This window comes from Sphingomonas telluris (assembly GCF_022568775.1).
GTDB classification, from domain to species: domain Bacteria; phylum Pseudomonadota; class Alphaproteobacteria; order Sphingomonadales; family Sphingomonadaceae; genus Sphingomicrobium; species Sphingomicrobium telluris.
Genome location: NZ_JAKZHW010000002.1, coordinates 622999 through 644321 on the forward strand (window position 1 = coordinate 622999; position 21323 = coordinate 644321).

Sequence of the window (21323 nt, forward strand, 5' to 3'; positions counted from 1 at the left end):
ACTCAGATGAAGACGATGATGCTGCTTGTCGCAGCGGGCGCGATGGCGTTCGCTCCGGCAACCGTGATGGCTGCGCCTGGTGGGAACGGGTCCCCTAATGGCGCGGGGTGGACCCATATGAAGGGCCCTGACCATCCGACGGGGCAGGCGTTCGCCGAATGCGGCGAGGATGGTCCGACCCCCGGCCGGGCGGCCGACGCGCCTGGCGGCGGTTCCGCTTTTGCGGATGAGGAGATCAGCGTCGCCGGCGCACATTATGCGGGAGAGCAGCCCCAAAATTCCCGCAACACGGCGTCCGTGTCGCAGTACGATACCGCCTGCCTGCACCAGCCGCAGTAGAACCGGCAACGAGTAGAGCGGCGTCCAGCTTCTGCTAAAGCAGTTGCGAACAGGAGGGGCGCCGTCATGCCAGAGCTGAAGCGCAAGCCGTACGAGAAGCTGCTCGAGCCGCTGCAGGAGGAACTGGCGCGAATGGCCCGCTGGGTCTCGGTCACCGGACACCGGCTTGTGGTGGTGTTCGAGGGCCGCGACACGGCAGGAAAGGGCGGGGCCATCAGCGCCATCTCGGAGCGGCTGAACCCTCGCCAGTGCAATACGATCGCTTTGCCGAAGCCGAGCGAGGATGAGCGTAGCGAATGGTATTTCCAGCGCTACGTGGCCCACCTTCCCGCGGCTGGTCACATCAGCCTATTCGATCGCAGCTGGTACAACCGCGCCGGCGTCGAAAAGGTGATGGGCTTCGCGACGAAGGAGCAGGTCGACGCCTTTCTCGTCGCCGCTCCGCAGTTCGAGCGAATGCTCGTCAACGACGGCATCATCCTCCTCAAATATTGGCTGAGCTGCGACCAGGAGGAGCAGGAGAAACGCTTCGCCGAACGGACTGAAGATCCGCTGAAACGCTGGAAGCTATCGCCGATCGATCAGGCGGCGCGCGAGAAATATGACGAATATACAAAGGCGCGCGAGGCGATGCTCAAGGCCACGCACACCGAATGGGCGCCGTGGACGCTCGTGAATTTCAACGATCAGCGTATCGGGCGGCTGACGCTGATCCGCGACCTGCTCGACCGGCTACCCGACACGGAGTGCAAGGAGCCGAAGCTCGACTGGCCCAAGCTCAAGGGCAAGCCCGCGAAGGAACGCTTCACGGTGCTGAAGCCCATCCCGGACTATCCGGTTGCCGAAGGAGACTCCGGCTAGATCAGCAGCGGAGGACGTCAGCCCCGTACCACATCCGGTCGCACTTGCCCGCTGTGACCCAGCGCGGGAAGGCGCGGTCCGGGCGGTCATGCCACCAGTCGTTGTAGCTGTCGGGCTCGAACGAGCGATTGTTGTAGAGGGCCCACTCACCGCCGTACGATTCCATGATGACGTCCGTCCGGGCGCGGGGGTCAAGGCCTCGGCCTCCATTGGCGAAGCGACCGTCGAACGGATCGTGAGGATTGCCGTGGTGGTTGCCCCCGCGGTGATCGCCTCCGCGGTGGATCCTCACGGAATCTGCGGACTCTGCCGACGCGGGGATGGCCGGAACCGCAATGGCGAGTGCGGCCAGGCTGAGCAACATGTTGCGCATGTCGCCTTCTCCTTCTGCCCACCCGGCAAACCTCCAACGTCGTATCATAGCATATGTTGCTGTGTTGCAGGATGGGACGATCGGCGATTCCGGCCTCAGCTATGTCGCCAATTGGAAAGCCCGTGTCACTGAACGGCAAGCGCCACCTGAACGGCGGTTTCACACAGCTGAGAATAACATTCTTGCGAGATGGATTGCTTCAATTGGACGCTTATCGACCCCTGCCTGCCGACGCGCCGCGCCATTGGCGCGATGAATTCATCGGGCCCGAGTATCTGGCGGGATCTGCGCAATTCATCCTCGCGTATCTCGCCGCCAACAGCGCGAAGCCCATCCACCTGCTTCCGCGTCGGCCGTTCCGCGAGCCCAAGGAGGCGCGCAACGAGATCATCCTCGTGCGCTCCGGCCTGCTCGCTCTTTACACGACCGACGACACGGGACGCCGCCAGATCGTCGCCCTGCGCTATCCCGGCGAGGCCGTGCTTCCGATGGAGCGCAGGCTGAAGATCGGGGTCCAGCCGGTCGTCCGGTCGGAGATCGCGGCAGGGGACGCGCGCTCGTTCGACGATGCCGTGCAGGATTCGCCCGAGTTCCGTCGGCTGGTGCAGCAGGTGGTGCAGCGGAACCATGCGGTGGCCTTCGAATGGCTGACCAATTGCGGCCTCCGCGATGCGACCTCGCGGATCGCGCATCTCATTTGCGAGACCTTTCATCGCCTCGGCGTCGATGCGGAGCGCGATGCGCTGCGCAGTCCACTGACGCAGCAGCTGATGGCGCAGATCACGGGACAGACCGCCGTCAACGTCAACCGCGTGTTGTCGGACCTGGAGCGCAATGCGACCATTCGGCGCAACGATCGCGAGATCGAGGCCCTCAACTTCCCAGAGCTCAAGCGCATCGCCGGCTTCGACCCGTCCTATCTGGGCTGAGGCCCGACACCCGCGTCCAACTCCCGTTAAGCTTCGGCGTCGCAATGGTCGCCGGATCGTGAGAGGGTGTTGCGTATGATGGCAGGGCTGCCGATGTTCGTGCTCGTCGCTGCGCAAGCCGCGCCGCCCGCCCAGGCTGCGCCCGCTCCGCAAGCCCAGCCCGCATCCGCTCCGGCGCCTGAGCCATGCAAGGTCACCGAGCCCAAGGACGTCAAGGAAGACACGCGCGAGATCGTCGTCTGCGCCCAGAAGCCCGAAGGCTATCGCATCGATCCCGACGTGCTGGCGGCGCAACGAGCGAAGAAGAAGGGACAGAGCGTCGGTCCGCGTCCACCCGAACGCTATGTCGACAATAGCTGCCAGAGCGTCGGCCCCCAGGGCTGCATCCAGGGTCCTGCAATCGACCTGCTCGGGGCCGCGCTGATGGCCGCGAACATGACGCAGAAAGCGGCCAAGGGAGAGAATGTCGGCAAGATGTTCGTCACGCAGCCGCAGTCGAGCGACTACCAGCGGTATCTCGACGCGAAGCAGGAACGCGAGGTGAAGGAGTGGGAGAAGGCCGCGGCCGCCTATGCCAAGCAGGTGGCCGCGCAGAAGCAGAAGGCGGCTGAGCAGCAGTCGGCGACGAAGGCCACGGCCCAGTGATCCGCTAACCTGGCGGTAAGCTCGCTGCGTTATGCCAGTCGAATGAGCGGCAGCATCATCGCCAAATATGTGAATCCGTGGAGGTTCCGGCGTCAGCAGGCGGAGCTGCGGGTGAAGACCATCCGCCAGCGCGACGGCGACAATTGCCGGCGGTGCAAGCGGCCGATCCGCTTCGATCTCACAGACGGCCACGACCAGGGCCCGAAGGTCGAGGCGATCACCTTCGACACGGCGACCCCGAGCGATGCGATCGAGAACCTCTGCCTGACCCACGGCCGCTGCAATTCGAAGCACGGCTGCGACACGGCCGAGGTCAAGGAGCGCGCCCGGATCAAGCATGAAGCGGCTTTGTTCGAACGGTCGCGCAAGCGCCGCCGGGCGTAAGCGGCTCAACAAGCTAACCTTTCCGAAACCGCTTCACGGGTAATCTGGCGTCATGGCTGCTCCGCTTCCAACCACGAAAAAGTCCGTCAACCTGGCGGGCCCCGTGCGCGTGTCGCGGATCCGTCGCGATCCGCCGCCGATCGCGCAGAAGATCAGCGTCAGCGACCCCGAAGACCGGGATGCGCGCACGGTCGTCATCGGCGTCGTGTCGTTCGCACTGGCGATCGTGATCGTCATCCTGGGCTTCAGCACCTACCAGGGATGGTCGCCCCAGCACGTGACGATCCGCGACCTCTAGCCCTGCAGGGCGGCGTCCGAGAGACGCGGAAGTTCGCCAAGTTCACTCCTCAACGCGCATGTGCGGGCGCGCACGCGTACGCGAGGGGCTGGTCGGCCTCGGCGAGGACTTTGAAGATTGCAGGCGCATCCTAGGCCACAGATCGGCGGCTGTAGGACAGCGGTTTCGTAAGCTGGCCGCTCGCAACCCATTGCGAAGCCGCGGCATCTCGATGCAGATTGAGCCGAGTCATTCAGGACGGAGCGTGATGCCGCCTGCCATTTTGCCGCTCGAGCCCATCGCCGTCTTCACGCACGACTTCCGGTCGCAATCCCCGCTGCGCTCGTGGCCGCCGGTGCCCGCCGAGCAGATCCACCAGGGCGAGATGCTGGCTCTCCACACGTTTGGATCGCTTCTCGAGGGCATCCGCTCGCCGCGGCACATCTACTTCGCTTCGTGGCGCGATCCGGATCCGAATGCTTTTCCGGAGGCGGAGCGGAGCAAGCCCCCGACTTCCATTTTCTTCGTCGGCAATTTTGGACTCGCGCCGTACGAGGTGACGGCGTCGCTCATCGAGACGGCCGAGATGTTCAACCGGCTGGACCGGGCCCTGCTACGCTTCACGCTTGTGCGCGACGAGCACGGCTCCTTCCGGCTTGACGATCTCGAAGTGGAGATGACCGATCCTTCGTCATCGAAGCCACGAATGTTCCGCTCCTGCTGGAAAGGCGAGGATATCAGGAGCCTCGACCTGTCGCTGCAGTTTGATGCGCCAGCGACCCGCCGCGATCCCTTTCGCTTCCACATGCGAGCGAGGCTGCCACGCCGCTACAACCGCCGCGACCCGATCGAGGACGAGCATGTGGAATTCACCGCGTCGGGCGGCGCCATGCCGTTGCCGCCTTGGGTCAATTACTGAGGCGGCTCGAGCGTAGTGACGTGCGATGGCGGCTCGCTGGCCGCGCGCGTCAGACCACCCAGCCGTCAGGAATTACGGGTGTCAGCGAGTAACTGACGCCCGTGATGTCGTAAATCAGAGCGAGCTCCCCGTTCGGAGCGTAAATAAGGATCTCGTCGGTCGGATAGTTTATGACCATGGTTACGTCGCGGCTGTCGTCGAACAGGACGACCTGGTCGCGTGTCTCGGACACTTCTTCGAAGTGCCAGAAATTGGCCTCGATCCAACTATTCTCATCGACCTCGACGATCGGCGGAACCGCGTTCGGGTTTGTGTCTCGGCCCACGAAGTCGACGGTGGCATAGGTTTCCATGCCGGTGTGCTCGCCGATGTGCTGCACCGCGTGACCGGGAATGTGCTCGATGGCTCGGGAGGGTAGCGCTGGCATACTGAAGCTCCTTACGAACTTGCGCGCGACCAACGAAGTTTACCAATATTCCGCTGTGACCTCAATCAGATAGAGAGTTGTTAGACGCGGGACACATGGCGCTTTGCAGGCAGCGCACCTAGGTGAGCGATTGCCGAGCAATCGCGAACAAGAGACTAAACCCTAACTAAAGCTAAGTTGTTGCGCGCAGTTGCTCGTGAGATACGCCGCGTCGCGCTGAATGCACGTGACCGGTGTCGCGAAGCTTTTGGCCCCGTGCATCCTCGCCAGAGGAAGGGGGCACTTATGCTCAACTCACACCGAATCCCACGCAGCCTTCTCTCGACTGCAATTGCCACGGTCTCAATGCTTGCTGCAGGCTCCGCGGCTTCCGCGGCGCCGCTCGCGAAGCATTCGGGCGGCGCAAGCGTCAGTGTTTACGCGACCGGCTTCAACAACCCGCGCCAGCTGAAATTCGGCCCCGACGGCAATCTCTACGTTGCCGAAGGAGGCCCGGGCGGCACCGGTTCGACCGTCGGCCAATGCACCCAGGTCGTCCCCCCGGTGGGGCCGTACAAGGGAAGCGCGACCGGCGGGCGGATTTCAAAGGTCGTCAATGGCGTCCGCACGACCGTCACGGACCAGCTGCCGACCAGCTCGGCGAGCGAGATCATCGGCGGCGACGTCGAAGGCGTCGCTGACATCGACTGGATCGGCAACACGCTCTACGCACTCGTGGCCGGAGGCGGATGCTCCCACGGCGTCGCCAACCACCCGAACGGCATCTACCGGGTGAGCGCCAACGGATCGACGACGCTGGTTGCCGATCTCGGCGCGTTCCAGCAGGCTCATCCGGTCGCGCACCCGGAACCCGGCGACTTCGAACCGGACGGCACCTGGTACAGCATGGTCTCGGTCCGAGGAGCGCTCTACGCGGTCGAGCCGAACCATGGCGAGCTCGACAAGATCACGCCCGACGGTCACATCACGCGCGTCGTCGATATCAGCGCGAGCCAGGGCCATATCGTCCCGACGGCGATCGCGCAGCACGGCGTTTTCTACGTCGGCAATTTGAACACCTTCCCGATCCAGACGGGCTCATCCAAGATCCTGAAGATCACCCCGTCAGGGCAGATCGACACGGTGGTCTGGGACCTGACGACCGTGCTCGGCGTCGCCTTCGACAAAAGAGCCCGCATGTACGTGCTCGAGATGACGGTCGGGGCTCCGTTCCCGACGCCCGGCAAGGGGCAGATCGTGCGCGTCACCGGCTTTGGGAAGAAGGAGGTCATCGCTGACGGACTGGTGCTTCCGACCGGCCTGACGATCGGGCCGGACGGTGCGCTCTATGTCTCGGCCAAGGGGCTGGGTTTCCCGCCGTCCTTGCCGGAGGGTCCGGGCGAAGTGCTGCGGATTACGGTGCCTGACTAACGAGGCACCGAGCGTAGCGCCGCCGACGCGAAGCGTCGCCGGCGCAGCGCGAAGAGATGCCGAATAGCGGCCGGCGGGTGGCCGAAGGGCGTTAACGTTGCGGGCTATTTTGAATTCGAAGCGCGCATCGGTTTTGGTGGCAGCTTCAGGGCTTCTACCAAACGCGCTACGTTTCCACGAAACTTGCCCTTGATCTCGACGACCTCGATCGTTTCATTCGCTGATGGGTCTTTTCGTTGCGTAGGAAAGCTCCGGAGTAACGGCGCAGCTTTGGACAGCCCCTCAGGGTCAAGGACAATGAGTTTCGCTTTCCGTTTCACTGCGACCCACGAGCGCAACATCGCGTTGAGATGATTGTCTGAGAACGAATAGCCCACGATTGCCAATACATTAGTGCGATCAAGAGCCCGCTGAAACTCGTGTCGAAGGCTAAGGAACGGCCCATCTGGATTTAGCTTCTCACTTTGACCACCAAAGACCATCGCTCTTGGCCTTTGCTTCCACGACTTTTCGCTTTGCTCGAAGACGATCTCATCGCGCTTTATTGAGTACCAATTTACTGATCCATGAAGCTTGATGAGCCTTTGCTGACTCGGCAGAAAGCGGATGACTCGGCGCTCATTCCATTGTGAAAGACCATAGTCGAAGTCGACGTTTTCTTGCTTTCCCGCCTGCTCCACTAGAGTGTCATAGTTAAGCGTGCCGATGCACTCAAGAGTACCATTAGTTTGCTTTAAGAAGTCACAGATATACCCAATGTCTGGGCTATCTATACATAAAAGGCTACCCAACACATCTAAATATTGCCGAAGTATAGAATCTGGATCGTATTCGGACTCTTCCGGTAGGCCCAGCAGGCCTTCTAGTCCTCTTCGTAGATAGTCCTGATCAATACTTACGTGGAATTGATCGCGGTAGGTTTGGCTTACCTGAATGGCTTGCCTTAAAAAGTTATCGATCTGGAACGTGCTTTGCCTCGGACCTTTAGCTGGAACCACCGCTCCCAGCTATAAACAAACTCTCCAAGCACATCGCGGTCACGGTACAGTAATCTCTTGAGGGCGTCGTATACTTCCTCGATGTTGACTTTATCGAATGGCGACCCACCAATCCGAGTATTCCTGACCAAAAGCTTGGATACGACAAATCCAAACAATCTGGCCGAAGACGCATCCCTTGCGCGTAGCGCTTCGTAAGCAGACTTAGTAAGGTCGAATGCACTCTCAAGTCCGGCATCAATTGATGCCCCAGCGCCAAGCAATACAACGGGCTTAGCCAAGCGTGTGCACCCGAGTTCTAGAGCTTTGGACCGGAACCATTCAAATCGGCCGCTTTGAATAGATCAGCGAGCGTGCCAAGGTTATTCGGGAGTGATTCGTCTTTAGTGGACATCGCCGCAAGGATCTCTCCAAGAGTTCCAGTTGTTGAACTCTTCGTACCCGAGTTTTGGGGAGCGCCAAACATTCCGAGCGCATTTGTCGTGCTTGGTTGGGGTTTAGAGATCGATGCCTGCAACCGGTCAACAGCCCAACGGAGATAAGCGAACTCGGCTAGCAAATCGGCGAGTGCAATTTTTTCTTCATTCCCGCTCTGCCTTAGCGACTCGACTGTCGCGGCCATGCTGACCGGGCTTTCAGAGCTTCCTTTCTCAAGGCCAGCTTCCACTTGGATGGCCAGTTCCTTCTTCGCGTTGTCGACACTCCTTAAATCTCTCAGGTCAAACTCAATTGCCCGCACCGGCGCGTTATCGAAGGGTATCCGCTCTCCCTTTCGAATGAGGTGGATGAAGGGCTTTCGAGTTACGTGACGGATTGCGATCTCATAGAACGCATTTGGATTTCCCATTGAGAGATCGGCTACGACTAAGTCAGCAGTTTCAATCGCGTGAATAATTTGATTAGTGATTATGCCGGGCTCTCCAAGCTTGTCTGCCCGGCTGAGGGACATTGAAAACGGGGACGCGGATAAGACAGGCTTCAAGATGAAATCGTGCAGCAGATCGGCGTCGTTCCGAATCTCGGAGCCCTCGTCGCCAATCGGGCAAATTACGAAGCACGTCTTAGGTTTCATATCGTCTACTCCGCCGCCACCCCCGCAGCGCTGAACATGTCGCCGGTGCCCTCGCCGTCGCTGGCACCCGCCGCCTCAGCCGCCTCAGCGCCTGACCCATCGTTCGCAGCCGCCTTGGCCTTCTGCCGGCGGTCGAAATTGTCCCACACCTCGTTCCAGGTCCCGCGGGTCGCGGCCTTCGAGTACTCCGTCGCGCGGGTCTCGAAGAAGTTGGCGTGCTCGACGCCGTTGAGCAGCGGGGCGAGCCACGGCAGCGGGTGCTCGTCGACCATGTAGATCGGCTGGAACCCGAGCTGGCCGAGGCGCCAGTCGGCGATGTAGCGGATGTACTTCTTGATCTGCTTGGGCGTCATGCCCTCGACCGGGCCCATCTCGAACGCCAGGTCGATGAACGCATCTTCCAGCCGCACCGTCTTCTGGCAGGCGTCGATGATGTCTTCCTTCACCGCCTTGGTCAGGCAGCCGCGTTCCTTCACGAAGGCGTGGAACAGGCGGACGATACCTTCGCAGTGAAGGCTCTCGTCGCGGACCGACCAGCTGACGATCTGGCCCATGCCCTTCATCTTGTTGAAGCGCGGGAAGTTCATCAGCATCGCGAAGCTGGCGAACAGCTGCAGCCCCTCGGTGAAGCCGCCGAACATCGCCAGCGTCTTGGCAATGTCCTCGTCCGTGTCGACGCCGAAGTTCTGCAGATAGTCGTGCTTGTCCTTCATCTCCTTGTACTGGAGGAAGGCGCTGTACTCGCTCTCCGGCATGCCGATCGTGTCGAGCAGGTGCGAGTAGGCGGCGATGTGCACCGTCTCCATGTTGGAGAAGGCGGTCAGCATCATCTTGATCTCGGTCGGCTTGAACACGCGGCCGTACTTGTCGTGGTAGCAGTCCTGCACCTCGACGTCGGCCTGGGTGAAGAAGCGGAAGATCTGCGTGAGCAGGTTGCGCTCATGGTCGGTGAGCTTCTGCGCCCAGTCGCGGCAATCCTCGCCGAGCGGCACTTCCTCCGGCATCCAGTGGATCTGCTGCTGACGCTTCCAATATTCGAACGCCCAGGGGTATTCGAACGGCTTGTACGCTTTGTTGGACTGCAGAAGGGGCATGACTAAGCTCCTTGAGGAAGTGTTGCGGGACCGGCCGCATTGCCGATCGCGAAAGCGGTGAGCAGCGTTCCGAACGCGGCCGCCATCATGCCGGCGATCAGCATTGCGGTGCTCTTCGGGTTCTCACCGACGCCGCCGCGGATCGCGACGATCATCATCGCGACACCAACCAATATGGCGATCGGACCGACGATCATGAAGATGAGCGTGCCGGTGCCCATCAGTTGATCCTCCGGGCGCGGGCTTCGATGAAATTGTCGCGGTAGACGACCTGCGACTTGCGGGCGCCGACGCCGAACACGACGATGCCGAGGAAATAGCCGAAGTCGTACCAGCCGCCGTTGTTCGGCACCGCGTAGACCGCGACCTTGTCGACGAACAGCGACACGATCCACGCGACCGGGAAGATGAAGCCGTGCCACACGCCGAGCAGGAAGCCGGGTGCCTGCGGCGCGACGGCCGCGCTGTCCTGCGTCGCCGCGCAGGCCGAGAGGGCGAGGGATGCCGCGAGGATTGCGGCATATGGAGGCCGGAGCGCGCGCGACACCCCGCCGCGCGGGCCCCGGCCTCGTTCCCCCACCCGGGGACTGTGAAACTGAAGAGCGGTCACTGGCCCATCTCCGCCGGCGAGGGCCGGTAGTCGAGCAGGGCCAGGCCGTGGATCGCCAGCAGGATGGCGACGATGAACAGGAGTACCGCGCTCTGGCTGCCGTACGCCTCGCCGTCGGCCGTGCGGCGGCGATATTGCCACACGCCCAGCGCGAACAGCGCGGCGGCCAGCGCAAGCTCGATGACCTGCTGAGTGCTCACTTCGGCAGCAACCCCGCGACGCCGTAGCGTTGCGCGACCTGCAGCAGCTCGGCGCTGAAATAGACGGTCGCAACGAACCCGATGAAGTCGAGCAAGACCAGCCCGCCGACGACACCGCCGGCGACCTTCGCGACCTGGCGGGTCCGCTGTGAGATTACTGGCAGGCCAGGCATTCGTCGTAGTCCGTGGTCGTGGTGACCTGGATTTCGCGGAGCTCGGGCGTGTTGTCCGCTTCCACCCCGCCGGCGAAACCGGCGCGCTGCACCGACTTGGAGCGCAGGTAGTAGAGCGACTTGATGCCCAGCTCCCACGCGCGGAAGTGGAGCATCAGCAGGTCCCACTTGTCGCAGTCGGCCGGGATGAACAGGTTCAGCGACTGCGCCTGGTCGATGTAGGGCGTGCGGTCGCCCGCAAGCTCGAGCAGCCAGCGCTGGTCGATCTCGAAGCTGGTCTTGAACACGTCCTTTTCTTCCTGCGTGAGGAAGTCGAGGTGCTGGACCGAACCGCCCTGCTCGAGGATCGAGTTCCACACCTTGTCGGTGTCCTTGGCCTTGTCCTTCAGCAGCTTTTCGAGGTGCGGGTTGCGGATCGAGAAGGAGCCCGACAGCGTCTTGTGGGTGTAGACGTTGGCCGGGATCGGCTCGATGCAGGCCGAAGTGCCGCCACAGATGATCGAGATCGACGCGGTCGGCGCGATCGCCATCTTGCAGCTGAAGCGCTCCATCACGCCCATGTCCGCGGCGTCCGGGCACGGCCCGCGCTCCTTGGCGAGCATCATCGACGCTTCGTCGACCTGCGCGCGGATATGCTTGAAGATCTTCATGTTCCACGACTTCGCCATCGCACCCTCGAACGGGATGCCGCGGGCCTGGAGGAAGGAGTGGAAGCCCATGACGCCGAGGCCGACCGAGCGCTCGCGATCGGCGCTGTACTTGGCCCGCGCCATCTCGTCCGGCGCGCGGGCGATATAGTCGCTGAGCACGTTGTCGAGGAAGCGCATCACGTCCTCGATGAAAGTCTTGTCCTTGTTCCACTCGTCCCAGGTCTCGAGGTTCAAGGAGCTGAGGCAGCAGACGGCGGTGCGGTCGACGCCGAGATGGTCCTTGCCGGTCGGAAGGGTGATTTCCGAGCAGAGGTTGGACGTCGTCACCTTGAGGCCGAGATCGCGGTGATGCTTCGGCATCGTCTTGTTCACGGCGTCGATGAAGATGATGTACGGCTCGCCGGTCGCGAGGCGGGTCTCCACCAGCTTCTGGAATAGGCTGCGTGCGTCGACCTTGCCGCGCTCCGATCCGTCCTTCGGGCTGCGCAGCACGAATTCCTCGCCGTTGCGGACCGCTTCCATGAACTCGTCCGTGACGAGCACGCCGTGGTGGAGGTTGAGCGCCTTACGGTTGAAGTCGCCGGACGGCTTCCGGATCTCGAGAAATTCCTCGATCTCGGGGTGATTGATGTCGAGATAGCAGGCGGCCGAGCCGCGACGCAGCGAACCCTGGCTGATCGCCAGCGTGAGGCTGTCCATCACGCGGACGAACGGGATGATGCCGCTGGTCTTGCCGTTGAGGCCGACCGGCTCACCGATGCCGCGGACGCTGCCCCAATAGGTGCCGATGCCGCCGCCCTTGGAGGCGAGCCACACGTTCTCGTTCCAGGTGCCGACGATGCCGTCGAGGCTGTCGGAAACGCTGTTCAGATAGCAGCTGATCGGAAGGCCGCGGCCGGTGCCGCCGTTCGACAGCACGGGCGTCGCCGGCATGAACCACAGCTTCGAGATGTAATCGTAGATCCGCTGCGCGTGGTCGGCGTCGTCGGCGTAGGCCGCGGCGACGCGCGCGAACAGGTCCTGGTTCGTCTCGCCCGGAAGCAGGTAGCGGTCGCGCAGGGTTTCCTTGCCGAAGTCGGTGAGGAGCGAGTCACGAGACTCGTCGGTCGTGACCTCGAACGCGCGCGCGTCAACCGTCTTGGACGTGCGGACTGCCGTCGCCGTATCGTCGCTCGGAACTTCTGAGCCGGTAGAAAAATCCATTACGCTTCCCCGTCCGCTATCGGCCTCTTCAGGAGGCCTTTGTTCCCCAATTGTTCGACTCGGAGCCATGCCGGTCATCCTAGCCGTTTTCGGCGTTCAGAGGGGCTTTTTCACTGGTCGTCCCTGTGGAAATCGGGGACGAGTTTGCCCATCACCGGAATATAGTGATTCCAGCGCGAAACACCAGTAATTGCGAGTATCCCCCTGTTCGCTACAACCTATTGTGCCTCAATCGCATTAGGACGCAAGCGGGTAAATTCGTTGTGAAGCAAAAAATGCTGTGGATGAGTCCCATCCGCAACGACCGTCCCAAAGCGAGTCAGTTTTCAGAAGAGGAGGCCAGCCGCCTCCGCGATGGGCGTCAGCCGCGAGTGACGGCCGAGGCGGGTTCAGGCGGGTCGAAGGGCTCGGAATTCGCACGGCTTCTGCCGAATTCCCGCCAGCGTTTTTGCGCCCTGTCGAAGGCCACCGCGGCAAGGCACGACATAAGGTAGGCGATAGCCGCCGCGGACAGCATCGAAGGCAGGCTTCGCTGGTCCCAGACGGACCGAATCGCCGTCAGCATCATCGGATGGATGCAATAGATGATCAGCAGATAATGCTTGCGTCTCGACAGCCACTCGATTGACTTCGCTGCAGGCAGGGCACGGGCGAACAGAAACACCGACAACGCGAACGGTATCGTTGCGAGCGTCACCGCCATCTTCCGGTCGGACGAATAGCCCGGGGCCGTTGCCAGCCACTTGTCGTCGAAGACTTGCAGCCAATAGCAAAGGAACGCAGCCAGGCCGAACAGGACCGCCCATCGCGGAACGTTTCGCCTGGCGAGCAGCACGCCGATCATCACCAGCAGGGGCGACGTCAGGGCGAGCGCCCGGAAGGCGTGACCCTGATAGCCGAGAAACATCTGGTACGGACCGGTCAGCAGCCCGAGAGCGGCGATTGAGCCGAGCACGACCCAGGTCAGGCGCTCACCCAGGAATCGAAGGGAGAGGGAGGTGACGGACAGAGCCGCCGCCAGCGCCGGGAGGAACCAGAGGTGCCGGGTCGTCACTCCGAACGTGACGTCGTGGAGAAGGTCGAGATAGCCGTTCCCGCTCGAGTGCCATGCCGTCACAGCATAGAAGGCGCCCCAGCCGGAGAAGTAGGTGACGACCGCGTAGATCGCCATCCACAGCAGATAGAGGGGGATCAGCTTTCCAAGCGACCAGCGGGTGACCGCGAAGGGGCTGCCCTCGCGCCACCGTAGGAAGTAGCCGCTGGTGATGAAGAAGGCAGGCACCGAGCTCTGGGCGGTGACCAGCAGAAGGAACGTCGCGAAGCTGCGTTCGAGCGGCAAGCCGAACAGCCACCAGGCATGCGCCATCACCACGGTGAACATGAGGGCGAACCGCATCGCGTTCACCCCAGGTTCGCTGGACTGCCTCGCGGCCATACAACTCGCCCCCTTTGTAATGACAAGTTAACAGGACTGCGTGCGGGGTGAACAGCAGTAATTGTAAGGACTTCGGCCCAGCCTAGGACGGCGTCGATGCAATCACACCAGCGCGAATTTGCGGGAAGCGCGTTGTCCGCGCATGACCTGGACGCCGGAGCCGACCTACGAGAAGCCCGAAATCAGCGTTCGCGCGACGACTCTCTATTACCAGATCGTGGCGCCGATCATGCTTCCCTTCATCGAGCGGCGCCTGCTCAACCTGTACCGCTGCCGCGAGGGGAAGTGCTTCTTCCAGCGCAACCGCGAGCACCCGCCCACGGGCAAGGAGTTCGACGAGCTCGTCCATTTCGAGCGTGTCGAGCAGAAGAACGGCCGGGCCGAGAAGTATCTCTACGTCGAGAGCGCGCGGGAGATCGCCGGTTGCGCGGGACTGCAGTGCGTGGAGTTCCACGGCTGGGGCAGCCGCGCGGGTGAAGTCGAGACGCCGGATCGGCTCGTCATCGATCTGGACCCTGACCCCGCGATCGGCTTCGAAGCCGTGAAAGAGGCCGCACTGCAGTTGCGGCGGTCATTCGATGCGGTCGGCCTCGAAAGCTTCGCTCTGCTTTCGGGCGGCAAGGGCATCCACGTCGTCGTGCCGCTGCAGCCGGTGGCAGAGTGGGACGAGGTACGAGGCTTTGCCAAGGCATTCTGCACAACGCTGGCCGAAGCGGATCCCGAGCGGTTCACCGTCGCGCTTCCGAAGAGGGAGCGGCGCGGCCGCATCTTCCTCGATTTCCTGCGCAACCAACGCACCGCCACGGCGATCATGCCTTATTCGGCGAGGGCTCGTCCGGGTATGCCGGTGGCCGCGCCGGTCGCCTGGGACGAACTGGGCGACCTTGATCGATCGGACGCCTTCACGATCGCCCAAGTGGAGGCGCTCCTGAAGCGCGCCAGAGGTCGGAAGCTACGGGGCTGGGGCGCTGCAGCGCAGTCGCTGCCGAGGCTGGCGGGCTAGCACCAACCCATCTTGAACCCGCCGAGATAGCGGTGCGCGAGCCCGTTCTCCCGCATCTCCGAGGCGATCGATTGATAGGTTCCATCCGGCAGCTTCCGCTGAAGGGTGCGCAGGTCGCGGCCGTAGCGATCTTGCGTCGAATAGATCGGCGCGACCATCTCGAATGCGCCCCGGTTGAGGAGTTCCTGCAGCCTGGCCGTCGCGAGTTCGCCCAGCCGCGCTTCCTCCGGACATCGCGCCGGATGCGTTTCGGGTGCGTCGATGCCGATGATCCGCACCTTCCGGTCGCCCAGCTTGAACGTGTCTCCGTCGATGACGCAGGCGTGCCCGCGGCCGGGTCCGCAGCGCGTGAACGTCTCGGCGACCCGCTCCGGGTCCGTCGAGAGCAAGGCGGGTGGCTCGACCAGCGCGGGATCGTATCCGACCCACAGGGCGCCGAGCACGGCGGCAAGCATGAAGGGCCGGGCGGCAAACGCAAGGCGGCGGAGAGGGCTTCGCCGAGGTTCGGGCCAGAATCGGATACGCTGGGGCGGGGCGAACTCGTTCAGGCCCTTGAGCCGGCGTCTTCCGCGGAACCGTACGATTTTGCTCACGCGGCCAGATGGCCGGAAAGTCCGCGGCTTCGCAACCGCTCTCCCTAAGGCGCGATGACGTTCAGGGCGCCCTTGCGGACCTTGTAGTCGAGCGGGGCAGGCGTGCTCTCGACTTCTCCGTCGACGGAGATGACCAGGCGGCTGCGGCGGCTGGCGACGCGAAGGCGCTCGACGTCGTCGAGGCGCACCATGTCGTCGGGACGGGTGCGATTGAACAGGGCGCGGATGCAGGCCGCGACGAAGCTGCGGCGGGTCTTCTTGCGCATGACGAAGACGGAGAGGCGGCCGTCCGACAGGCTCTCGCGATGGCCCGGCGCGCCGAGGTCGAGTCGGTAGTCGTTGTTGCCGACGAACAGCAAAGGCGTGTCGACCTGCGCCTTCTGGTCGTTGACCGTCAGCGTGAGCCGATGATGGCCGAAGCGGGCGAGCGTGCGGACGCTCGCAACGACCATGGCCAGGCGCTTGCTTCGGCCGAGGCGCTTCTGCTGCAGGTCTCGGTCGAGGACCATGAGCGGGTAGAGGCCGACGGCGCTGTTGTTGATGAAGATGCGTCCGTTCACTTCGGCAACGTCCAGGGCTTGAACCTTGCCGGCGGCGATGAGCTTCGCCGCTTCCTTGAGGTCGGGTGGAACGCCGATGTCGCGTGCGAAGTGATTGAGCGTGCCGAGTGCGAGGATGCCAAGCCGCGTCTTCGTGCCGGCGAGCACTCCAGCTGCTGCGCTGACCGAGCCGTCGCCGCCGGCGACGATGAGCAGTTCGGCGCCTTCATCGACGGCGCGCTGAGCCTGCTCCGTGATCCCGCCGCCGGGCAGCAGCTTCACGTCCGCATCGACGCCCGCATCGGCGAGCGCCGATCTGATTTCCTCGGCTTCCTTCTCGCCGCGCTCGAGCCCGCCGCTCGAGCGGTTGACACAGACCAAGACCTTGCGCGCGTTCGTCATGCGCGCGCTCTAACGCTCAAGCTTGCGGAGAGATGTTGAAGACCGCGAATTTATTGCCGTCGAGGTCGCGGAAATAGGCGAAATAGTAGCCGAGCTTCGCGTCGCCGCGGAAACCCGGATCGCCTTCGTTGCTTCCGCCGAGTTCCAGCGCCTTGGCGTGGAAGGCGTCGACCTTTTCCATCGAGTCCATCACCAAGGCGGTCATGGTGCCGTTGCCCGGATCGGCGGCCCGTCCGTCGTACGGGCGTGTGACGACGACCGAAGGCCGGTTCATCGCCACGCCGTACATGGTGAAGCCGCGCTGATCCTCCAGCTGCATCAGGCGGCGGCCGCCGATGCTGCCGAACAGCGCGTCATAATAGGCGCGCGCACGGTCGAGATCGTTGGTCCCGACCGTGACGTAGCCGATCATGCCTTCTTCTCAGGGGTCGCAGCGGCTGGCGGGCATTCCCCGATACGCTTGGCCGCGACGGTGCGGGTCATCGCATAGTCGCCGGTGCCCGACAGATAGGTGCTCGTGCTGACTTCAGTATCGAGGCTGTCCTTCGTGAAGGTGCCGGAGACCGACTGACGCACTTCGCCGCTGTTGCCCTTGCGCTTGCAGGTGAGGTCCAGGCTCATGCGGCCGTTCCCCATGTAGGGGTTCGCGGCCGTGCAGCTGTCGCCGTCCTCGGCGAACAGCGCCGGATCGACCGTGCCGTCTGCTGTCACGCAAGCGGTCGTCGTGCCGGTCGCGTCTACCTTGAGGTTCGTTGCGGGCGTCGTCTTGTCGACCGAGCGGATCGCGGAGACTTTCCAGTCTGCCTGGTACTGGCCCGGTGCGAGGCTCGCCGCCTCCTCTTCCTGCTTAGGCGCGGGCGCTTCGCTGCCGCACGAGGCAACCAGGACTGCCGCAGTCGCGGCGATGATCGTCTTACGCATGTTTCCCCTCCCGTTCGAACTAGCCTTGCTTGGCTTCACACTCCCCCACGCGCTTTGCGTCGACGCGCATGCGCATGCTCATTCCGGAAACCGATTCAGGACCGCCTTCGGTCCTGGTTTCCATCGTCATCTTGTAAGTCTCGGGCGAATAGGCGCCGCTCATGTTCATGACCTGCTGCATGCCCTCGTGTTCGCATTTCATCTGCGCGTCGATCTTGCCGCCGCCCATGGTGAAATGCTCGTAGCGGCATGAGTTGCTCTTGCCCGCGAAGAAGTCCTCCTTGGGCCGCTTCGCCTGCTCTGGAGTGAGGCAGCTTTCGTACGCCTGGTGCTGCGCCATCATGCCGCGCATTTGCTCGCGGACCTGCGCCGGCATGCTTGGCGCCGAGAAGTCTTCCATCGTCACGCTGGAAAGCCATTTGCCGGGCTTGATGAAACCGGGCTCGCTCGTGGCGCCGCTTACCTGCTCCGCGACTTCGGCGACAGACGCGTTGCGCGCATTCACTTCGGGCTCGGATTTCGAGCAGGCGCACGAGGCGCCCAGCGCAACCAGCAAAAGGAAATGCCTCAAGTCGCTGTCCCCCTGTTGCGGCGAAGCATAATACGCGCGCCGCCTATTACAATTGCGGCCCTCGCCAAGCCTACCGCGTCGTCGCGTGGAAGTCCGGTTCCTTGTTTGCGATCCAGGCGATGAAGCGGCCTATGCGCGGATCGGCCCGGATCGAACCGACGGCGTCACCGAATGCCGCCAGTTCCGCGTTCGAGAAGGTCTTGTGCAGCGTGCGGTGGCAGATCGGATGAATCGGCACGGTGTCGCGCCCGCCTCGGCTCTTGGGGATCGGATGGTGCCATTCGACGCGGCGGCCCAGCGGCCGTGAGCACAGCCAGCAAGCCTTAGCCAACCGGTCCGCCCCGCCAGGTGGGGAAGGGGCGCCGTCCGGTGCAGACTTCGAATGCGGCGCGGGCGAGCAGCCGCGTTGAGTCGAGAATGGGTAGTGGCGACACATCCGCGGTCACCAGCAGCGGGATTTCTGTGCAGACGAGAGCGACGCCGTCGCAGCCTCCTTCGCGCTTCAGGCGATCGATGATCTCGACGTATCGGCGGCGGGAAGGCTCGGTGAAGACGCCTTCCACCAACTCGTCGAAGATGATGCGATCGACGTCGGCGCGCTCCTGCTCATTGGCGAAGACCGGCTCGATCCCAACTGCGGGAAGCGATCGCCGGTAGACGGGGCCGCCCATGGTGAAGCGCGTGCCGAGCATGGCGACGCGCGTCATCCCGAGCGCCGCGGCCTGATCCGCGACGATGTCGCCGATGTTGAGACCGGGGAGCGGGAGGTCGGGTCCGGCGGACTCCAAGGCGATGTGAGCTGTGTTGTCGGGACAGGCAAAGAAGTCGCATCCGCCGTCCGCGAGCCGCGCAATCGACTGGGCAAGGAAGGCGCGGACCGCGGGATGATCGCCGGCGTCCCAAGCGGGCATGATCCGCCCCATCGCCTCGCAGTCGAGCATGACGTCCGGGTGCATGTGCGCTTCCTCGCGGAAGCCGTTGCGGCAGAATTCGAGGAAGCAGAGGGCCGCGCCTTCGGCGCTATGGGCCAGGATTCCGAACCGCATCGTTCCTCCGTTGTTCTACCGCGCAAGGCAACCATATAGGACGCAATGGCGATTCAAATCCGCACTTCGCTGGCAGAACCCGAAGCGGCCGAGAGCTTCGTGCCGCACCGTCCCGCGCGTCCCGACAAGGCGGAGGGCGGCAAGAAATTCAAGATCGTCTCCGATTTCGAGCCGTCGGGCGACCAGCCCACGGCGATCAAGGAGTTGGTCGAGGGCATCGCGGAAAACGGTGACGTGAGCCAGGTGCTTCTGGGAGTCACCGGCTCGGGCAAGACCTTCACCATGGCGAAGGTCATCGAGACCGTGCAGCGGCCGGCGCTGATCATCGCTCCGAACAAGATCCTCGCCGCGCAGCTCTACGGGGAGTTCAAGAGCTTCTTCCCCGACAACGCCGTCGAATATTTCGTCAGCTACTACGACTACTACCAGCCCGAGGCCTACGTCCCGCGCACCGACACCTACATCGAGAAGGAGTCGAGCGTGAACGAGGCCATCGACCGCATGCGCCACTCGGCGACGCGGTCGCTCCTGGAGCGCGACGACGTGATCATCGTCGCTTCGGTGTCCTGCCTCTACGGCATCGGCTCGGTCGAGACCTATTCGGCCATGACCTTCTCGCTGAAGAAGGGCAGTAGCGAGGACCAGCGCGAGGTCATCCGCAAGCTCGTCGCGCTTCAGTACAAGCGCAACGATGCCGCCTTCGCGCGCGGCAATTTCCGGGTGCGCGGCGATAATCTGGAGATCTTCCCGTCGCACTATGAAGACACCGCCTGGCGCGTGTCCTTCTTCGGCGACGAGATCGAGGAGATCGTCGAGTTCGACCCGCTGACCGGCCAGAAAGCGGCCAGCCTCGACAGCGTCAAGGTCTACGCCAACTCGCACTATGTGACGCCCGGCCCGACGCTCAAGCAGGCGATGGAGGCGATCAAGCATGAGCTCGAGGAGCGACTGAAGGAGTTGGTCGCGGAAGGGCGGCTGCTGGAGGCGCAGCGCCTGGAGCAGCGCACGAACTTCGACCTGGAGATGATTGCCGCGACGGGGAGCTGCGCCGGCATCGAGAACTACTCGCGCTTCCTCACCGGCCGCCTGCCCGGCGAGCCGCCGCCGACCCTGTTCGAATATCTCCCCGACAACGCATTGCTGTTCATCGACGAGAGCCACCAGACGGTGCCGCAGATCGGCGCCATGGCGCGCGGCGACCATCGGCGGAAGATCACGCTTGCGGAGTACGGCTTCCGCTTGCCGAGCTGCATCGACAACCGCCCACTTCGATTCAACGAGTGGGACGCAATGCGTCCGCAGACGACCTTCGTCTCGGCGACGCCCGGCCCGTGGGAGATGAACGAGACGGGCGGCGTGTTCTCCGAGCAGGTGATCCGCCCGACCGGCCTCATCGACCCGCCCGTCGAGATCAAGCCGGTCGAGGACCAGGTCGACGATCTCGTCCACGAGGCGAAGGAGACTGCGCGCAAGGGTTACCGGACGCTCGTCACGACGCTGACCAAGCGTATGGCCGAGGACCTGACGGAATACCTGCACGAGGCGGGACTGCGCGTCCGCTACATGCACTCCGACGTCGAGACGCTGGAGCGCATCGAGCTGATCCGCGAGCTGCGACTTGGCGTGTATGACGTGCTCGTCGGTATCAACCTGCTGCGCGAAGGTCTCGACATTCCCGAATGCGGCCTCGTCGCGATCCTCGACGCCGATAAGGAAGGGTTCCTGCGCTCCGAGACGTCGCTGATCCAGACCATCGGCCGCGCCGCTCGCAACATAGACGGGCGGGTGATCCTCTATGCCGACACCAAGACCGGCTCGATCGAGCGCGCGCTCGCGGAGACGGATCGCCGCCGCGAGAAGCAGCTGGAGTACAACAAGCTCCACGGCATCACGCCGGAAAGCATCAAGCGGCAGATCAGCGACATCATCGCCCACGTCTCGACCCGTGACGGCGTGGTCGTGGATACCGGCGACGAAGAGCGCCCGCACCTCGTCGGGCACAACCTCAAGGCCTACATCGCGGACCTCGAGCAGCGCATGCGCAAGGCGGCCGCAGACCTGGAGTTCGAGGAGGCTGGGCGCCTCCGCGACGAGATCCGCAGGCTTGAGGAGGACGACCTCGGTATCCCCCACGACCAGCGCGTCGCGCCGCGCCCGGCGGGCAATTCGACCGAGGGCAAGCCCGGCACCCGCAAAGGCCGCTTTGGGAAGCAGCAGCGCACGCGGTTCGGGCGCCGTTGAGTCGTTCA

At 63.3% G+C, this 21323-nt stretch carries 28 protein-coding genes; 10 read left to right on the top strand and 18 right to left on the bottom strand.

Annotated features, from left to right (window positions below; all coding sequences use genetic code 11):
• Nucleotides 1-6 precede the first annotated feature (6 nt).
• Nucleotides 7-339, top strand: a complete 333-nt coding sequence (locus tag LZ016_RS14080) for a hypothetical protein (protein ID WP_241448085.1) — start codon at nucleotides 7-9, stop codon at nucleotides 337-339.
• A gap of 66 nt (nucleotides 340-405) precedes the next feature.
• A complete protein-coding gene (gene ppk2, locus LZ016_RS14085) occupies nucleotides 406-1200 on the top strand; it encodes a polyphosphate kinase 2 (RefSeq protein ID WP_241448086.1) in 795 nt (264 codons plus the stop codon).
• Between the two features lies 1 nt (nucleotide 1201).
• On the opposite strand, the gene LZ016_RS14090 is transcribed toward ppk2, so the two are convergent.
• A complete protein-coding gene (locus LZ016_RS14090; RefSeq protein ID WP_241448087.1) occupies nucleotides 1202-1573 on the bottom strand; it encodes a hypothetical protein in 372 nt (123 codons plus the stop codon).
• 203 nt (nucleotides 1574-1776) lie between these two features.
• Here LZ016_RS14090 and LZ016_RS14095 point away from each other — a divergent pair, with 203 nt between their 5' ends.
• From LZ016_RS14095 to LZ016_RS14115, 5 genes are all read left to right on the top strand, one after another.
• Entirely contained in the window at nucleotides 1777-2502 is a 726-nt protein-coding gene (locus tag LZ016_RS14095; RefSeq protein ID WP_241448088.1) for a Crp/Fnr family transcriptional regulator, read from the top strand.
• Nucleotides 2503-2577: 75 nt separating this feature from the next.
• Nucleotides 2578-3147: a hypothetical protein gene (locus LZ016_RS14100; RefSeq protein WP_241448089.1), complete on the top strand. Its 570-nt coding sequence runs from the start codon at nucleotides 2578-2580 to the stop codon at nucleotides 3145-3147.
• 42 nt (nucleotides 3148-3189) lie between these two features.
• Entirely contained in the window at nucleotides 3190-3531 is a 342-nt protein-coding gene (locus tag LZ016_RS14105; RefSeq protein WP_241448090.1) for a hypothetical protein, read from the top strand.
• Between the two features lie 52 nt (nucleotides 3532-3583).
• On the top strand, nucleotides 3584-3829 hold the full coding sequence (locus LZ016_RS14110; RefSeq protein WP_241448091.1) for a hypothetical protein: 246 nt from the start codon (nucleotides 3584-3586) through the stop codon (nucleotides 3827-3829).
• Between the two features lie 247 nt (nucleotides 3830-4076).
• Nucleotides 4077-4727: a hypothetical protein gene (locus tag LZ016_RS14115; RefSeq protein WP_241448092.1), complete on the top strand. Its 651-nt coding sequence runs from the start codon at nucleotides 4077-4079 to the stop codon at nucleotides 4725-4727.
• Between the two features lie 49 nt (nucleotides 4728-4776).
• Here LZ016_RS14115 and LZ016_RS14120 read toward each other — a convergent pair whose 3' ends face one another.
• Nucleotides 4777-5154 (bottom strand): hypothetical protein, encoded by a 378-nt coding sequence (locus LZ016_RS14120; RefSeq protein WP_241448093.1) that lies wholly within the window; start codon nucleotides 5152-5154, stop codon nucleotides 4777-4779.
• A 285-nt stretch (nucleotides 5155-5439) separates the two neighbouring features.
• On the opposite strand from LZ016_RS14120, the gene LZ016_RS14125 reads away from it, so the two are divergent.
• On the top strand, nucleotides 5440-6564 hold the full coding sequence (locus tag LZ016_RS14125; RefSeq protein ID WP_241448094.1) for a ScyD/ScyE family protein: 1125 nt from the start codon (nucleotides 5440-5442) through the stop codon (nucleotides 6562-6564).
• Between the two features lie 104 nt (nucleotides 6565-6668).
• Here the strand turns inward: LZ016_RS14125 and LZ016_RS14130 are convergent, their stop codons facing one another.
• The 9 genes from LZ016_RS14130 to LZ016_RS14170 all read right to left on the bottom strand — a co-directional run bounded on the left by LZ016_RS14130 (nucleotide 6669) and on the right by LZ016_RS14170 (nucleotide 13960).
• Nucleotides 6669-7562, bottom strand: coding sequence for an SIR2 family protein (locus tag LZ016_RS14130; RefSeq protein ID WP_241448095.1), 894 nt, complete (start codon nucleotides 7560-7562; stop codon nucleotides 6669-6671).
• Between the two features lie 298 nt (nucleotides 7563-7860).
• Nucleotides 7861-8634 (bottom strand): hypothetical protein, encoded by a 774-nt coding sequence (locus tag LZ016_RS14135; protein ID WP_241448096.1) that lies wholly within the window; start codon nucleotides 8632-8634, stop codon nucleotides 7861-7863.
• A gap of 5 nt (nucleotides 8635-8639) precedes the next feature.
• The gene (locus tag LZ016_RS14140) at nucleotides 8640-9728 is read right to left on the bottom strand and encodes a ribonucleotide-diphosphate reductase subunit beta (protein ID WP_241448097.1); all 1089 of its coding nucleotides are present in this window, start codon (nucleotides 9726-9728) and stop codon (nucleotides 8640-8642) included.
• A 2-nt stretch (nucleotides 9729-9730) separates the two neighbouring features.
• Nucleotides 9731-9949 carry a hypothetical protein gene (locus LZ016_RS14145; RefSeq protein ID WP_241448098.1) on the bottom strand — a complete coding sequence of 73 codons (219 nt, stop codon included), beginning with the start codon at nucleotides 9947-9949 and terminating at the stop codon, nucleotides 9731-9733.
• Nucleotides 9949-10275 carry a hypothetical protein gene (locus tag LZ016_RS14150; protein WP_241448099.1) on the bottom strand — a complete coding sequence of 109 codons (327 nt, stop codon included), beginning with the start codon at nucleotides 10273-10275 and terminating at the stop codon, nucleotides 9949-9951. Before LZ016_RS14150 ends, LZ016_RS14145 begins: the two co-directional genes overlap by 1 nt.
• A gap of 59 nt (nucleotides 10276-10334) precedes the next feature.
• Nucleotides 10335-10538: a hypothetical protein gene (locus LZ016_RS14155; protein ID WP_241448100.1), complete on the bottom strand. Its 204-nt coding sequence runs from the start codon at nucleotides 10536-10538 to the stop codon at nucleotides 10335-10337.
• The gene (locus LZ016_RS14160) at nucleotides 10535-10711 is read right to left on the bottom strand and encodes a hypothetical protein (RefSeq protein WP_241448101.1); all 177 of its coding nucleotides are present in this window, start codon (nucleotides 10709-10711) and stop codon (nucleotides 10535-10537) included. The genes LZ016_RS14155 and LZ016_RS14160 overlap by 4 nt, the downstream gene beginning before the upstream one ends.
• A complete protein-coding gene (locus tag LZ016_RS14165; RefSeq protein WP_241448102.1) occupies nucleotides 10693-12564 on the bottom strand; it encodes a ribonucleoside-diphosphate reductase subunit alpha in 1872 nt (623 codons plus the stop codon). Before LZ016_RS14165 ends, LZ016_RS14160 begins: the two co-directional genes overlap by 19 nt.
• Nucleotides 12565-12925: 361 nt before the next feature.
• Nucleotides 12926-13960: an acyltransferase family protein gene (locus LZ016_RS14170; RefSeq protein WP_241448103.1), complete on the bottom strand. Its 1035-nt coding sequence runs from the start codon at nucleotides 13958-13960 to the stop codon at nucleotides 12926-12928.
• A 181-nt stretch (nucleotides 13961-14141) separates the two neighbouring features.
• Between LZ016_RS14170 and ligD the strand changes: the two genes are divergently transcribed.
• Nucleotides 14142-15002, top strand: coding sequence for a non-homologous end-joining DNA ligase (gene ligD / locus LZ016_RS14175; protein ID WP_241448104.1), 861 nt, complete (start codon nucleotides 14142-14144; stop codon nucleotides 15000-15002).
• Here ligD and LZ016_RS14180 read toward each other — a convergent pair.
• The 7 genes from LZ016_RS14180 to LZ016_RS14210 form a co-directional block, all read right to left on the bottom strand.
• Nucleotides 14999-15457, bottom strand: coding sequence for a thermonuclease family protein (locus tag LZ016_RS14180; protein WP_241448105.1), 459 nt, complete (start codon nucleotides 15455-15457; stop codon nucleotides 14999-15001). The two genes, ligD and LZ016_RS14180, sit on opposite strands and share 4 nt — an antisense overlap.
• Nucleotides 15458-15639: 182 nt before the next feature.
• A complete protein-coding gene (locus LZ016_RS14185; protein ID WP_241448106.1) occupies nucleotides 15640-16536 on the bottom strand; it encodes a diacylglycerol/lipid kinase family protein in 897 nt (298 codons plus the stop codon).
• Between the two features lie 16 nt (nucleotides 16537-16552).
• A complete protein-coding gene (locus tag LZ016_RS14190) occupies nucleotides 16553-16948 on the bottom strand; it encodes a VOC family protein (RefSeq protein WP_241448107.1) in 396 nt (131 codons plus the stop codon).
• Nucleotides 16945-17457 carry a DUF3617 domain-containing protein gene (locus tag LZ016_RS14195; protein WP_241448108.1) on the bottom strand — a complete coding sequence of 171 codons (513 nt, stop codon included), beginning with the start codon at nucleotides 17455-17457 and terminating at the stop codon, nucleotides 16945-16947. Before LZ016_RS14195 ends, LZ016_RS14190 begins: the two co-directional genes overlap by 4 nt.
• Before the next feature lie 19 nt (nucleotides 17458-17476).
• Nucleotides 17477-18028 (bottom strand): DUF3617 domain-containing protein, encoded by a 552-nt coding sequence (locus tag LZ016_RS14200; RefSeq protein WP_241448109.1) that lies wholly within the window; start codon nucleotides 18026-18028, stop codon nucleotides 17477-17479.
• Between the two features lie 70 nt (nucleotides 18029-18098).
• Complete coding sequence (locus tag LZ016_RS14205; RefSeq protein ID WP_241448110.1) at nucleotides 18099-18359, bottom strand: HNH endonuclease family protein; 261 nt, start codon at nucleotides 18357-18359, stop codon at nucleotides 18099-18101.
• Nucleotides 18352-19074, bottom strand: a complete 723-nt coding sequence (locus LZ016_RS14210) for an aspartate/glutamate racemase family protein (RefSeq protein ID WP_241448111.1) — start codon at nucleotides 19072-19074, stop codon at nucleotides 18352-18354. The genes LZ016_RS14205 and LZ016_RS14210 overlap by 8 nt, the downstream gene beginning before the upstream one ends.
• A gap of 45 nt (nucleotides 19075-19119) precedes the next feature.
• Between LZ016_RS14210 and uvrB the strand changes: the two genes are divergently transcribed.
• Nucleotides 19120-21315, top strand: coding sequence for an excinuclease ABC subunit UvrB (gene uvrB, locus LZ016_RS14215; RefSeq protein ID WP_241448112.1), 2196 nt, complete (start codon nucleotides 19120-19122; stop codon nucleotides 21313-21315).
• Nucleotides 21316-21323 lie beyond the last annotated feature (8 nt).